Origin of the sequence: Actinomadura sp. 21ATH (assembly GCF_041951345.1) — a bacterium.
Lineage (GTDB): Bacteria > Actinomycetota > Actinomycetes > Streptosporangiales > Streptosporangiaceae > Spirillospora.
In genome coordinates, this window is record NZ_JBGNUR010000001.1 from 393,532 (window position 1) to 406,554 (window position 13,023).

Genomic DNA, 13,023 nt, shown 5'->3' on the forward strand with positions numbered 1-13,023 from the left:
CGCTGTTCGGTCAGCGCCGTACGAAGATGAACGCTTGGGAGTTCTCATCTATCACTCGCCAGTCCGTCGTGGTGCCGAGTCTCCGCGCCAGCGGCGCCGCTCTGGGCAGCAGCGCCACTTCGATCCGCCATCGCCGCAGTGCCGCGTCCCAACCGGCCTCGGCGTTCATCATCCGGCGGTGGTCACGGACGACCTCCATGGGATACATGTCATAGCGGTCGTCGATGAAGACGCGCTGCCGCGGCCAGTGCGCGTGGATGACGTAGCCGGCCCACCGGTCGCTGGTCAGCAGCCGCCGCCCGGCAAGGCCGTGTTCCTCCAGCGCGCGCATCGACGCCACCGGGTAGCGTCCGAGGTCGTAGTGCGGGCCGCGCAGTTCCTTCACCGCGACCTGCACCGGGAGCACCAGCAGGACGGCCAGGAGCAGCGCGTTCGGCAGCCTGCCGCGATCCCGGGAGACCGGCACGGCGAGAGCACGGGCGGCGAGCGGCAGGCTCACCAGCACCGCCACCGCGATATTGCGCTGCGCCCAGAATGCCAGCAGGAGGAACGGCACGGCCACCACCAGCTCGCCCGGCCGGACGCGGCGCCGGGCGACCGCCAGGGCGGCCACGAGGACCGCGAGCCACACCGCGAACAGGATGCCCGCCAGGGACCCGAAGTCCGGCGACCGCCACTCCTCGACGTCGGCGAGCGCGCCGCCCCGGAGGGCGAGCCGGAAGGGGAACGTCAGCAGGCCGATGCCGTAGGGATTGGCGAGACACAGCGCGGCGCCCGCCGACGCCGCGACGAGCAGCCGGCGCTCCCTGCCCCGGACGGGCCGGTGCCCCTCCAGCCACCGGCCCGCCAGGTGCAACCCGAGGTAGCCGAAACCCAGGACGAACCCGCCGTGCACGTTCGCCCACGCCCACATCAGCAGCGGAACGAGGAGAACCGGCCGCGAGCCCGCCCACGAGTCGGGAAGCTCAACGATCCAGACCAGCGCGGCCATGGCCAGGAGGCCGAGGAACAGCGGACGGCTCGACCAGAACGGCAGCGACGCCGTGAGCGCCGCGACCGCGAGGAACGCCGCCCGCCCGTTATGCCGGACCAGCCGCAGCGCCAGCCGGTGGGCCAGCATCGCGAGCAGCGCACCGACGAGCGCCTGGAGCATCCGGATCCCGCCGGGGCCGACCAGATCGTCCAGCAGCGCGTAGAGCACTTCGGCAAGCCAGGACTGCGCCGTCCACGGCCGGCCCGCGGCCGTGAACGAGTAGAGGTCCGCCCGCGGCACACCGTGGTCGAGGATCCAGTGCCCGGTCCGCAGATGCCACAGGAACGAGTTGTCGCCCAGCGGCCGCAGGGCGAGCGTCCATGCGCACACCCCGACGGCGACGGTGACCACAATGCCGAGCCCGGGAGAGCGAGGCCTCCTCGCGGTCGCCGGGCCGCCGGCATCGGCGCCCGGGGACGTGTCCCGCCGTGGCACGGCCGCGGCGGACTCGTCTACCGAGGCCATGGTGAGGCCGCCGACGCCGGCAGCGCGGGAAGGGCGTCAGCCCACCGCGACATTCTCGGCCTTCCCGTAGCCCGGGATGTCCAGCGTGACCGTCGTGACCTCGGGGGGGAGCCTGACCATGGTGTACAGCCCGATCTGCTCCCCCTTCTCGAGGGTGTTCACGTCGAGGCCGAGAGACGCGAACTTCGGCCCGAAAGCGTAGCGCTCACCGTCACGTACGGCCCGATACCTCTTGCCGCCCGAGCCTAGGAACACCCCGGAAGTACTGCCGTCGATGTAGCCGTCGGCCGAGGGCGCGTCGAACATGCCGTTCACCGGCACCTGCTCGCCCGCCTCGTTGCGGAGGGTCCAGGCCACGGTGGTGTAGCCGTTGCCGTCGCGGCGCACCTCGTCCACATGGATGGAGGTGCCCTTCGGGCCGGTGGTGGGCTTCAGCACGCGCCCCTTGGCCGGCGCCCCCGCCCCCTGCCCGGGGGATCCGCTCCCGGCCGGCTTCGGCCTGGCGAAGGAGACGACGACCCGCCGGTTCTTCTTCTTGCCTTCCTCGGTGTCGTTCGAGGCGATCGGCTTGGAGGAGCCGAATCCCTGGGACTCGTAGGTGACACCCGAACGCGTCACGAGCTTCTTGAGCGCCTCCACGACGCTCTGGGCGCGCCGTTCCGAGAGCGGCTGGTTGATGGCGTCATTCCCGCTGCTGTCGGCGTGCCCCTCGACCTTGACCGAGCCGCCCGGCGAGTTCTGGATCTTCCCGGCGACCTCGCGCAGGGTCTGCTGCGCGGCAGGGGTGAGATCGGCCTTGTTCACCGCGAACAGCACGTCGGTGGAGATGCGCACGTTGAGATTGGTGCCGTCGTCCTCCTCCGCGCCGACATCGCTCTCGGTGATGGCGGTCACGGGCAGGATCCGTTCCGGTCCCTTCTTCGCCGCGACCGGATCGACGCCCCGGTTCCCGTCGTCGAGGTCGATCCTGGTGCCGGGCCGGTTCCCCACGGGGATGTCGGTGAACGGGAGCACACCGGGAACGAGCACCCCGAGCTTCGACACACCTGCCGGGGGCGCGGGGAAGGCGGCGTGGAACTCGAGGGTCCCCCCGGCCGGCACCGTGGGGAATCCCGCGGAACGCGAGCACAGGCACTTGCGGCCGGGCTCGACGAGCGGGTGGTAGAGGCGCGCCCCAGCGCCGTCGAGCAGCGCCATGCCGCCGATCGAGTTCCGCTGGAAGCTGTTCACGTTCGCGACGCTGCGGGTGACCGGCCGCATGATCAGGCCGAGCGAGGCCTCCGTCTGGGAGTTGTTGCGCGCGGTCATCTTGGCGACGACGACGTCGTTCGACACGCGGTCCAGCGCCGTCAGGTCGAACCGCACGGCCCCGTTGTGCAGGAGGGGCTGCGACTGGAGCACTCCGCCCTTCCCGGGAGTCGCGGCCGACGGCCGGGCCGGGGTCGACGGCGCCGCCTTCGGGTCACCGGAAGAACTGCAGGAAGTCAGCGCGAGCGCCATCGCGACCACGCCCGCCACACCCCGGCGCCGGATGCCTTCCGCGGCTCTGTTCACTGGCCGGTCTCCCTTCACCATGCACACTCGGTCGGAGGATTAGACCACACGCGAAATGCCTGTACGGGGGTCAGAGTTTCTGACCCCCGTACAGGCGACGACTTCTTCGGAGGGAACGAGGCGGATCAGGAGCTGGCGCCGTCGTTCCGGTTGTTCCAGACCTCGGCCACGGCGCTCTCGATGTAGCCCACGATCGTGTCGCCCACGCCGCTGGCCACGACCGCGATCACGATCACGGAGATCAGCAGCACCACCGCGATGTAGGAAACGGGGCCTTCGCCGCGGTCCCTGTCGCCCCGGGCGCTGAGTGCGATAATGCTCGAAACAAGCCGGATGCCTGCATTCCGGAGAGGCGTCATGGTTTTTCTCCCGCGTTTTCGACTCCGCCTTCGTAAACAGAAGGTACGGAATCGCCGACGCCCGCCCCAGGGTCCGCAGACCCAACCTGGACCCATTCCGCAGACCCATGCCCGGACCCATCATCGGGGCTCCACCGCCGTACCGAGCCAGCGGGCGATCGCGGCGGCGCGGTTGCCCACGCCCAGTTTCGCGAAGATGCGGTTGACATGGTTCTTGACGGTCTTCTCGGTGAGGAAGAGCTGCTCGGCGATCTCGCGGTTGGTGCGTCCCTGGGCGATCAGATCCATCACCTCGGCCTCCCGCCCCGACAACCCGTGCCTCGCACGGTCGACCGCGCGGCCGACCGTGGCCGCGGCCGGCGGCGCGGGCGGGTCGACGCGCTGCTGGACGGCCGCCATCAGCGCGGTGACCGCGACGGGCGACAGCGGATTGGCCGTGCCCGCGACGGTGTCGCGGACCGCCACGGCCAGCTCATCCACCGTGAAGGAGCCATGCACCAGGTAGCCGCTGGCGCCGTTGCGGATCGCGGTGCGTATCACCTCGTCGTCCTCGGTGTAGGTCAGCATCAGCACCTTGGTGAGACGGCTCAGATCTCGCAGCGCGGTGATGCCGTCGACGAGCGGCATTCGCACGTCCAGCAGGACCAGGTCCGGAGCCAGCCGTTCGGTGAGTTCGATCGCGTGCCGGCCGTCCGCCGCCTGGCCCACCACCCGGGCCTCTCCGGTCGACTCCAGCAGGGAGGCCAGGCCCGTGCGGACGACCGGATTATCGTCGGCGACCACGACGGTGATCACGTCTGCGCTCTCCTCTGGCATTCAGGCCACCTCCAGATCCGCCGGCGAGGCCGGTTCCACCACTGAGCAGGGCACCGCGACACTGATCGTCGTACCGGCGCCGGGCGCGGAGTCCACGCTGAGGGACGCTCCGGCGGTGCGCGTCCGTTCCCGCATCCCGACCAGCCCGTAGTGCCCGCCCCGGACGAACCGGGTCAGGTCGTCGTCGCTCTCGAAGCCCCGGCCGTCGTCGTGCACCCGCAGGAGGACATGGTCGCCGTCGCTCGTCAGACCGACCTCCACGGCCGTCGCGGCGGCATGCCGCCGGACGTTCTCCAGCGCCTCCCTGAGGATGGCGATCACCTCGTACCGCGACCGCACCGGTAGGTCGATCCTGTCCTCGATATCCAGCTTCAGCGCGGTACCGGTCTCGCGTGCCCAAGCCTCGGCCACCCCAGCGGCCCCCTCCCCGAGCGGCTGCTGGAAGACGTCGTCGCGCAGGTCCTGGATCAGCTGCCGGGCCTCGCGCGAGGCGACCTCGGCCGCGGCCGCGATGCCGCGGGCCTCCTCGCGGGCCCGCGCCGGCGACCGCTCCACCCAAGCGGGCAGGGCCTGGGCCGACATCGCGATCCCGCGTAGCGTCTTGGCAATGGAATCGTGCATCTCCCGCGCCAGGCGATTGCGCTCCTCCGCCGCCGCGGCGGCCACCTCCGCCGAGCGCCGCGCCGCCTCCAGCACGCCCTGCTGGGCGTACAGGCGCCGCAGCCCGGCACCGACGAAGCCCGCCACCAGGTAGAACAGCGGCATCGCGACCACGGACTGGAAGCTGTTCAGCTCCCGGCCCTCGCCGAAGGAGACCGCGGCGGTGAAGTACAGCAGGATCTGCAGGCCGCAGGCCAGCAAGCCCCGCCTGCCGTACAGCAGCCCCGCCACCGTTGAGGTCACCACGGTGAACAGAAAGAACGGTCCGGTCACTCCGCCGATCTGCAGCACCGCGTAGGCGGCGAAGACATCGAAGCCGATCAGCACCGGGTACTTCAGCAGGGACGGCACGATCTGCTGCCACGAGAACAGGACGAGCGCGGAAAGCAGCCCTACACCGCTCAGCAGCAGCAAGGTTTCCAACGTCATCCGATGGCCGGGCACCAAGGCGATGGTGAGGGCGGCGACCAGGATCCGTACCTGCATCAGCAGGCGGAACGTGGCACCCATGCGCTCGACGGTGATCGGATCGTCCCAGGACATCAGAAGAACGACCCGTTCGTTCCGAAGTACATGATCGAGATGACCAGCGCCATCATCGCGGGCAGCATGAGAAAGGTGACGATGAGCGTGATCTGCGGGTCGGCGCGCTGCGCCCGCCGCCGCGCGTTCTGGAAGGCGTCCCGGCGCATGTCGGTGCTGATCTCGCTCAACGCGCGGGCCAGCGGCGAGCCCAGCTCCTCGGCCTGCAGGATGGCGGTCACGAAGCTGGCGAGGGCCTCGCTGTCGTTGCGCTGCCGTAGCCCCTCGAACGCCTCGCGCAGCGGCGTTCCCAGGTCCATCTGCCGCAGCGCGGTCTTCATCTCGTCGGACAGGGCGCCGGGCATGCTGTCCGCCACCCGGGCCAGCGCGTGCCGGAAACCGAGGCCGGCCGAGACGGTGACGGTGAGCACGTCGAGGAAGTCCGGCAGGCTCTTCTGGATCTCCTCCTGGCGTTCGCGGCTCAGATTCCACAGCACGATGTCGGTCTGCACCAGCCCGATGATGAAGAGGGCGCCGCCGACCATGCTCTGACCGGCCAGGATGCCGAGAACTCCGACCGAGCCGTAGATGAGGATGTTGCCCGCCTTGTTGGCCGCGTAGCCTTCCACGGTCAGTCCCGCCGGGCGGCCCGCGCGGTCGATGCGCCGCCGCAGGCGGCTGCGGCCGGCACCGCTCAGGGTGGCGGCGACCAGAGGGGCGAAGGGACGTCCGATCGGGTTGATGACGCCGCCGAACGGCCCGAACTCCTCGGGCTTGGCCGCCTTCGCGGCCGGTTCCGCCAGGTCGGTGGGTGCGGGGCGTCCCGCGGTCCTGAGCTGGTAGCCCCAGATGAACAGCGGCACGGTGAGGCCGGCCGCCAGGGCGAGGAGCAGAGGCATCAGACATCGATCCTTGTCATCCTGCGGATCAGCAGCAGTGCGGCGGTGAACAACCCCAGGACCACGACCAGGACCAGCTGGCCGCCCAGCGACGAGGTCATCCGGTCCATGGTCTCGGGCTGCATGACGCCGATGCCCACGAACATCGCGAAGCCCATGCCGCCGATCGCCCACCCGGCGACCACCGACTGGCCGAGAATCGTTTTGACCTCGCGCCGGGTCTCCTTGCGTTCCTCCAGCGTGGTGGAGATCTTGCGGAGCGAGGTGATGAGCGAACCTCCGGACCGGCCCGCGACCACAAGGGTGCTGACCAGCACTGCCAGCTCCCGGGAGGGCAGCCGGCTGCGCAGGTCGATCATCGCGTCGTCGAAAGACTGCCCCAGCCGGAGCGCCTCGGCCGTCCGGCTGAGCTCGGTCCGTGCGGGCTCGTCCAGTTCTTCGGCCGCCATCTCGATGGACGTGCGGATCGCCAGCCCCGCCGCCGCCGCATTGCCCAGCACCCGGGCCAGCTCGGGCAGCTGGCTCACGAACTCCTCGCGGCGCCGATCCTCCTGGTGCCGCAGGTAGGCGAAGACGCCGAACCCGACACCGGCGGCGATGATGATGCCAAGGAAGGGCGACAAGAACCGGCCCATCACGACCACGACGACGAGACCGCCCGCGACCATGCCGCCCATGAAGACCGAGAGGCGGATCCGCAGCCCCGAGCTGAGGAGGCGCCGGGACACCTGGCGGCCCATGGTCGTACGGCGCAGCCGGGCGTCCCAGCGGTCCAGCATCGTCGCCATGCGCCGCTCGTCGTAGCCGCGGGCGCCGCGGACGACCAGTTCCCTCCGCTGGTCGAGGCCGCGCCCGATCTCCCAGGCCGCCCAGACGACCAGGAGCAGTACGGCGATCAGCGCCAGCACGATCATCGGATAGTTCATCTCAGCTCCCGTTCCCGGCCGGACCGCCGGCCGCGGGTGGTACTGCGTCGCCCGGCCCGCTCGCCGGTGCCGACGGGCCATGGTGCTCGTTCCTGGTCGGTGCGTCCCCCGGAGCCGGTGGCGGCGCCGACGGTGGCGGCGCCTGCTTGCTGAACGCCACCGGCTGCTCGGGCCAGGGCGCGTCGCCACCTGCCGCGCTCGGTGCGAAGGCGGGCGGGATCGCCTCCCCTGCGAACATGAGCCGGCTCACCAGGGTCTGCGGGAGCCGCCCGTGCACGAAGCGGCCCCGAACTACCCGGTCCAGCCCGATCGGCTCCGGCACGAACTCGGCGATCCGGCCGAGCTTGATCGCCTCGCCGCGCTCGGAGACGATCGCTCCGACCTCCCGCACCCGGCGTGAGCCGTCGGGCCCGCGCTCCAGGTACACGACCACGTGCAAGGCGTTGGCGATCTGGGACCGGATCGCGTCGTAGGGGATCTTGACCTCGCTCATCGAGGCCAGCGTCTCCAGCCGGTAGATCGCATCCTCGGCCGAGTTGGCGTGCACGGTCACCAGCGAGCCGTCGTGACCGGTGTTCATCGCCTGGAGCATGTCGAGCGTCTCGGCGCCGCGGACCTCACCGACGATGATGCGGTCCGGGCGCATACGCAGGGAGTTGCGCACCAGGTCGCGGATCGTGATGGCGCCCTCGCCCTCGATGTTGGGCGGCCGGGACTCCAGCCGGATCACGTGGTCCTGCTGGAGCTGCAGCTCGGCGGAGTCCTCGATGGTGACGATGCGCTCGTGCGGCGGGACGAACCCCGACAGCGCGTTGAGGAAGGTCGTCTTCCCCGTGCCCGTACCGCCGGTGACGACGACATTGAGCCGTGCCCGGACCAGCGCGGCGAGCAGCAGTGCGGTCGGCTGGTCCAGCGACCCCATCTGCACCAGTTCCTGCATGGAGTACGCCCGCGGGAACCGCCGGATCGTCATCACCGGGCCCACCAGCGAGAGTGGGGGAACGATGACGTTGACCCGCTCACCGGTGGGGAGCCGCGCGTCGACCATGGGGCTCGACTCGTCCACGCGCCTGTTGACCTGTGCCACGATCCTGTCGATGGTCTGGTACAGCTGAGCCTCGTTGGCGAAGCCCAGATCGATCCGGGTGAGCCGGCCGGCACGCTCGACGTACACGTCGTCGGGGCCGTTGACCATGATCTCGGTGACCGACGGGTCGGCGAGCAGCGGCTCCAGCACGCCCAGGCCCAGAGCCTCGTCGACGATCCGCCGGATGAGCGTCGTGCGCTCGCGGGTCGACAAGACCGGGCCCTCGCGGGTCAGGATGTGCCCGACCACCCGTTCCAGCCGGGCGCGCCGCTGCGCCAGGTCCAGCATGGCCAGGTCGTCGAGGTTGATCTCTTCCAGGAGCCGCTTCCGCCAGTGGGCGAGGTTCGCTCCCGTGGTCGGGCGGGCGCCGTTCTGGTCGGCGTCCAAGCGGTTACGCAGTCCCATGCCTCACCCTCCGACCGGCATATGGACCCGGCGGGTCACCGACATGTCCACGGGGACGCCCTTGGCCAGAATCGGGACCTGGGCCCAGATCACGCACTCCACGTCGTCGCCGACCTCCCGCACCTCGACCCGGTGCTGATTGAGCCATGCGGGCATCACCCGTTCGGCGGCCGCCTCGCCCGCTCCGGCACCCTGCATGCTGCCGACCCGGGCGCCGGTACGCGCCGCCTCCTCCACCTTCTCGATCGTGCTGAACGCGACGTAGGCCTCGAAGCACACCATGAGCGCGAACAGGAACAGCCCGATGGTGGCCATGTACTCCGTGGCGGCCGAACCGCGATCCCTGTTCACTGCTCCCCCTCGTACACGACGCGGGTCCGGGAACTGACCTCCATGGGCAGCAGCACTCCGGGGAACAGCAGCGGCGGCTCGATGGTGACCCGGACGTACCCGCAGTCCTTGTCCACCTGAGGCACCTGATCGGGGTCGCACACCCGGCCCGTGGGGTAGTGCACCTCGATGTTCTCCTCGTCGGCCCACACTCCGAAGATGCGTTCGACGGCGGCCGACTTCACCTGGCCGTAGTCGCCGTGCACCGCCGCGATCCGGGCACCCTCGTTGGCGGCGTGGCCGGCATAGGTCGCCGACATCCCGAGGAGGAACCCCTCCCAGACGAGCAGCACCGTGACGAGGATCAGCGGAACCATGCCGGTGAACTCCACCATTCCGGCGTCCTTCCGCAGGCCGGCACCGCGTGGGCTTCGCGTCATATCGCCTCCGCCTTCGGCCGTCTGGCACCGCCGCGCGGCTCGGCGGCGGCGATGACGGGAAGGACACCGAGCTCCTCCCCCAGCTGTCTCATCGCGTTACGGAACCCGTCGTGGTCGATCCGGACGGGCGCGCCGTTGTTGATGGCCTTCTCGAGCGCGCGGAACGCCGGGGGCACGGCGGTCTTCAGCGGGGTCATGCCGAGGATCCGGGCGGCGAAGTCCGGCTGGATCTCGTCCTTGCGGGACTGCCGGGTCAGCACGATCGACACGTCCTCGGGCTTTCGCACGTCAAGGCGTTTCCAGAGATGGCTCAGCCGTTTCGCCGCGCGCAGGCAAGGCAGATCCGGCGTGACGGCGATGACCGCGCGGTCGGCGACCTCGATCGCCGTCACCGACCCCTCGGTCATGAACGCGCCGCAGTCGACGATGATCACCTCGTACCGGGAGCGGAGGACCGCGAGGATCTGCCGGGCCGCCGAGGAGCTGACGTCCTCCGCCCGTTCCCCGTCCTGTGGGGCCAGCAGCACGTGGGGGCCCGCCTCGTGGATGAACAGCACATCAGCCAGCACCGCACCGGTGATCTCGTTGGCGACGCTGACGAGGTCGGCGACGCTGCGCCGGTGCACCATGTCGAGGTACGTCGCCACGTCGCCGGTCTGCAGGTCCATGTCGACCAGGCACACCGAACGGCCCGCGCGGGAGGCGGCCAGGGCCAGCTGGACCGCGATGGTCGTCGCGCCCGTCCCGCCCTTCGCGCCGGCCAGTGCCACGATGCGGCCGCGGCGGCCCCCCAGTTCCGGTCCCTCGGCCCGCCCCGTGCCGAGCAGCTGCCGCATCCGCTGCGACCACTCCGCCACCACGTCCAGCCGGGAGCTGAGCTCCTCCAGCGTCGGGTTGCGCCCGAGCACCCCGCGCGCACCCGTCTCCAGCGCGCGACTCAGAACCTCCTCGTCGAGCTGCTCGCTCAGCAGGACCACGGCGACATGCGGGCTTCGCAGCGCGATCTCGCGGATCAGATCGTGCCCCAGCTGCGGACCGATCCCCTCATCCAGCAGGACGATGTCGAGCTCCTGATGGGAGCCGACGATCCCCAGCACGTTGCCTGAGTTGTTCTCGACCCCGATCACCTGCGTGTCGGCCAGTTCGGCGATCTTCGTACGCAGGCCGGCCGCGAGCTCCGGGTCGGACGTGCCGATGAGGACCTGGATGCTCATCGGCCCGCCTGCGGGGTCTCACACAGCCGGTTGAACGGCGGCTTGGCGTCCTGCGTTCCCCCGACCAGCGCGAGCCGTACCTTGCGGGCGAAGCTCTCGGCGTAGGTGAGCCCCAGCGTGTCGTTGGAGTTCAGCGCGAACGTCACGGGCAGCACCGATCCGCTGTTCTGGCTCGCCTGCGCGGTGTTCGGCTGCTTCCCCGCATCGGGCGACGCGGCCTGCACCTTGCCCACGTTGATGACCTGCACCCGGTTGAGGATGCGCACCGCGCAGGCGGCGGTCGTCTGCCGGCCGTTCTGCGTCGAGTCGAAGGTGGCGTAGACGTCCACGATGGAGCCGTTCATCACCTTGCCGGCCACCCCGGTCTCCGCATCGATCATGATGGCGATCTCCCGCTGGCCCGGCTGCAGGGCCGGCGCCTCCAGCAGCATCCCCTGCTGCAGGTAGGCGCCCTGAGGGATCGCACCGGCCGCCACCTTCCCCTGAAGGTCGGCCAGGTTCGTGATGAAGGCGGGTGTCGTCCACTTCTTGGGCACCTGCGTCTGCTTCATCTGCGATGCACTGATCGGCTGGAATGCGTCGACCTTGGACTGCACCTGCAGCACCGTCGTCATCTCACCGACCGCGGCGTCGGCGTCGGCCCGGACCTTGCCGACATATCCGAGCACCGTGATGAAGACGAAGACGGCGCCCAGCGCGGCCAAGATCATCAACAGCACACCACGTCGCTGGCGGGGGTTCATGTCACTCCGTTTCCTACAGAGGTGCGGTGTTAGCGGTTTCGGAGCGGTCGAAACTCGATGGTGTCGGTACGAGTGGCCTCGTCCGAGCCTGCGGAGGGCTGCGCCGAGGGCGCGGGAGGTTCCGGGGTCCGCGGTGGTTCCGGCGGAGCGGCCGGCCGCACGGCCCCGTTGGACGTCGCGCCCGCGCCGCCCGCCGGACTGTTCCGTGCCGGCACGGCGTGCCGGCTCCCGCCGCCGGGCTGGGCGGCGTCCGGGCCCGGAGCCGGCGCCTTCCGTTGACCGGGTTCGGGGGGACGGTCCGGTTGCGGCGCGGTGGCGGCAGGCGTGGGACCGCCGAAGGACCGCGGCGGACTCGGCGTTTGAGCGGGCGGGTCGGGGACGGGAGCCGCCAACGGCACCGGTTCCGGCGCCCGCGCCTGACCGGACGAAGCCGGCGGTGGTGGTGGCGGTGGTGCCTGCGCCATGGGCGGTGGTGGCTGTGGCTGTTGCGCCACGGACGGTGCCGGGGCTGGAGCCGGGGCCGCGGGCGGCGTGACGGAGGGCGCGGCAGGGGGAGGCGGAGCCGGCGTGCCCGGACGGGCCGTGCCGGCCCCCGTCCCGGCAGGCGGCCGCGCCTGCTGATGGTGCCCGGCGACCGGACGGTACTGCACCCGGGCGCAGAACGGGCAGATGCCGAGCGCCGTCGGCTCCCCGCACCAGGGACACGGCTCGCAGTCCACCGACTGCAGCGCCAGATGGAGGTCTCTCGGATGACCGCTGAAGGCGACGAACTCCGCGTACTTCTTGGTTCCCCAGAAACGCGGGCCCAGCGGCTGGCCGGCGACGAAGGTGAGCGACACCACGCGCAGCTCGGGCTTGAGCTTGTTCTGGAGCCAATCCACGTCACCGTGCTCGTGCGCGGCCAGCATGAGGACCGGGTCGAGCGGCCGGTGGCCGATCTCCAGGGTCGGCTTGCCGGACGTCACCCGGTGCACCCCGGGCCGGTTCCCCGCGGCGACCATGAAACCGCTGCCCGGCATGAGCGACACCATGTGCTGCCCCAGGCTGGTCCGGACATGCTCGAGCTTCGCGACGCTGCCGACCCAGGCACCGGCGAACAGCCGGTCGGCCAGCACCTGGGCGAGACTCGCCAGGAGTCCCGGCCGTACGTGGGGAGCCATGAACGCGAGCTGGTCGGCGACGAGGGAGAGGGCCAGGGGCGGCAGATCCAGCGGGACGGCGGCGATCCGGTCCGTCGCCAGGTACGCGCGCGCCTGCCGCACCAGCCGGACGGCCGCCTGAGGACGCCAGGCCGGGTAGATGACCAGCACCGCGCCGTCTTGCCGCAACGCCCCGGCCGTCTGCTGGACGAACGCGAGCGTCGCCTCCGGCACCGCGGAGTCGGCGACGCGCCATGCCACCGGCTCCGGAATGATGCCCGTGCTGGGGAGCTCACCCACGAGCACCACCGCGGTCATGCGATCTTCCGTGCCTTCTGGGGCATCACGAGCCGTTCCCTCTTTCGTGACTCTCCGTTAATTGAACGAACATGCGGTCGAGACGAATTCATATAAATCCAAAAAGACCTTAG

Annotated in this window: 13 protein-coding genes; all 13 read right to left on the bottom strand. The window is 70.5% G+C overall.

The genetic code is table 11. From position 1 onward, the window contains the following. Positions 1 to 10: 10 nt before the first annotated feature. Positions 11 to 1,384 (bottom strand): hypothetical protein, encoded by a 1,374-nt coding sequence (locus ACA361_RS01920; RefSeq protein ID WP_375009998.1) that lies wholly within the window; start codon positions 1,382 to 1,384, stop codon positions 11 to 13. Positions 1,385 to 1,534: 150 nt separating this feature from the next. Further along, positions 1,535 to 2,998, bottom strand: a complete 1,464-nt coding sequence (locus ACA361_RS01925; RefSeq protein WP_375009999.1) for an OmpA family protein — start codon at positions 2,996 to 2,998, stop codon at positions 1,535 to 1,537. Between the two features lie 179 nt (positions 2,999 to 3,177). Further along, positions 3,178 to 3,303, bottom strand: a complete 126-nt coding sequence (locus ACA361_RS01930) for a hypothetical protein (RefSeq protein WP_375010000.1) — start codon at positions 3,301 to 3,303, stop codon at positions 3,178 to 3,180. 228 nt (positions 3,304 to 3,531) lie between these two features. Further along, the gene (locus tag ACA361_RS01935) at positions 3,532 to 4,227 is read right to left on the bottom strand and encodes a response regulator (RefSeq protein WP_375010001.1); all 696 of its coding nucleotides are present in this window, start codon (positions 4,225 to 4,227) and stop codon (positions 3,532 to 3,534) included. Continuing rightward, entirely contained in the window at positions 4,228 to 5,430 is a 1,203-nt protein-coding gene (locus ACA361_RS01940; RefSeq protein ID WP_375010002.1) for a sensor histidine kinase, read from the bottom strand. It lies immediately after the preceding gene. Continuing rightward, complete coding sequence (locus tag ACA361_RS01945) at positions 5,430 to 6,308, bottom strand: type II secretion system F family protein (RefSeq protein ID WP_375010003.1); 879 nt, start codon at positions 6,306 to 6,308, stop codon at positions 5,430 to 5,432. The genes ACA361_RS01940 and ACA361_RS01945 overlap by 1 nt, the downstream gene beginning before the upstream one ends. Next, complete coding sequence (locus ACA361_RS01950) at positions 6,308 to 7,234, bottom strand: type II secretion system F family protein (protein ID WP_375010004.1); 927 nt, start codon at positions 7,232 to 7,234, stop codon at positions 6,308 to 6,310. Before ACA361_RS01950 ends, ACA361_RS01945 begins: the two co-directional genes overlap by 1 nt. Position 7,235: 1 nt before the next feature. Beyond that, complete coding sequence (locus ACA361_RS01955; protein ID WP_375010005.1) at positions 7,236 to 8,726, bottom strand: CpaF family protein; 1,491 nt, start codon at positions 8,724 to 8,726, stop codon at positions 7,236 to 7,238. A 3-nt stretch (positions 8,727 to 8,729) separates the two neighbouring features. Continuing rightward, positions 8,730 to 9,077 carry a TadE family protein gene (locus tag ACA361_RS01960; RefSeq protein ID WP_375010006.1) on the bottom strand — a complete coding sequence of 116 codons (348 nt, stop codon included), beginning with the start codon at positions 9,075 to 9,077 and terminating at the stop codon, positions 8,730 to 8,732. Further along, positions 9,074 to 9,496 (bottom strand): TadE/TadG family type IV pilus assembly protein, encoded by a 423-nt coding sequence (locus tag ACA361_RS01965; RefSeq protein ID WP_375010007.1) that lies wholly within the window; start codon positions 9,494 to 9,496, stop codon positions 9,074 to 9,076. The genes ACA361_RS01960 and ACA361_RS01965 overlap by 4 nt, the downstream gene beginning before the upstream one ends. After that, a complete protein-coding gene (locus ACA361_RS01970) occupies positions 9,493 to 10,710 on the bottom strand; it encodes a CpaE family protein (protein ID WP_375010008.1) in 1,218 nt (405 codons plus the stop codon). The genes ACA361_RS01965 and ACA361_RS01970 overlap by 4 nt, the downstream gene beginning before the upstream one ends. Further along, the gene (gene cpaB, locus ACA361_RS01975; RefSeq protein ID WP_375010009.1) at positions 10,707 to 11,453 is read right to left on the bottom strand and encodes a Flp pilus assembly protein CpaB; all 747 of its coding nucleotides are present in this window, start codon (positions 11,451 to 11,453) and stop codon (positions 10,707 to 10,709) included. Before cpaB ends, ACA361_RS01970 begins: the two co-directional genes overlap by 4 nt. 29 nt (positions 11,454 to 11,482) lie before the next feature. Further along, positions 11,483 to 12,910: a hypothetical protein gene (locus ACA361_RS01980; protein WP_375010010.1), complete on the bottom strand. Its 1,428-nt coding sequence runs from the start codon at positions 12,908 to 12,910 to the stop codon at positions 11,483 to 11,485. Positions 12,911 to 13,023: the final 113 nt, after the last annotated feature.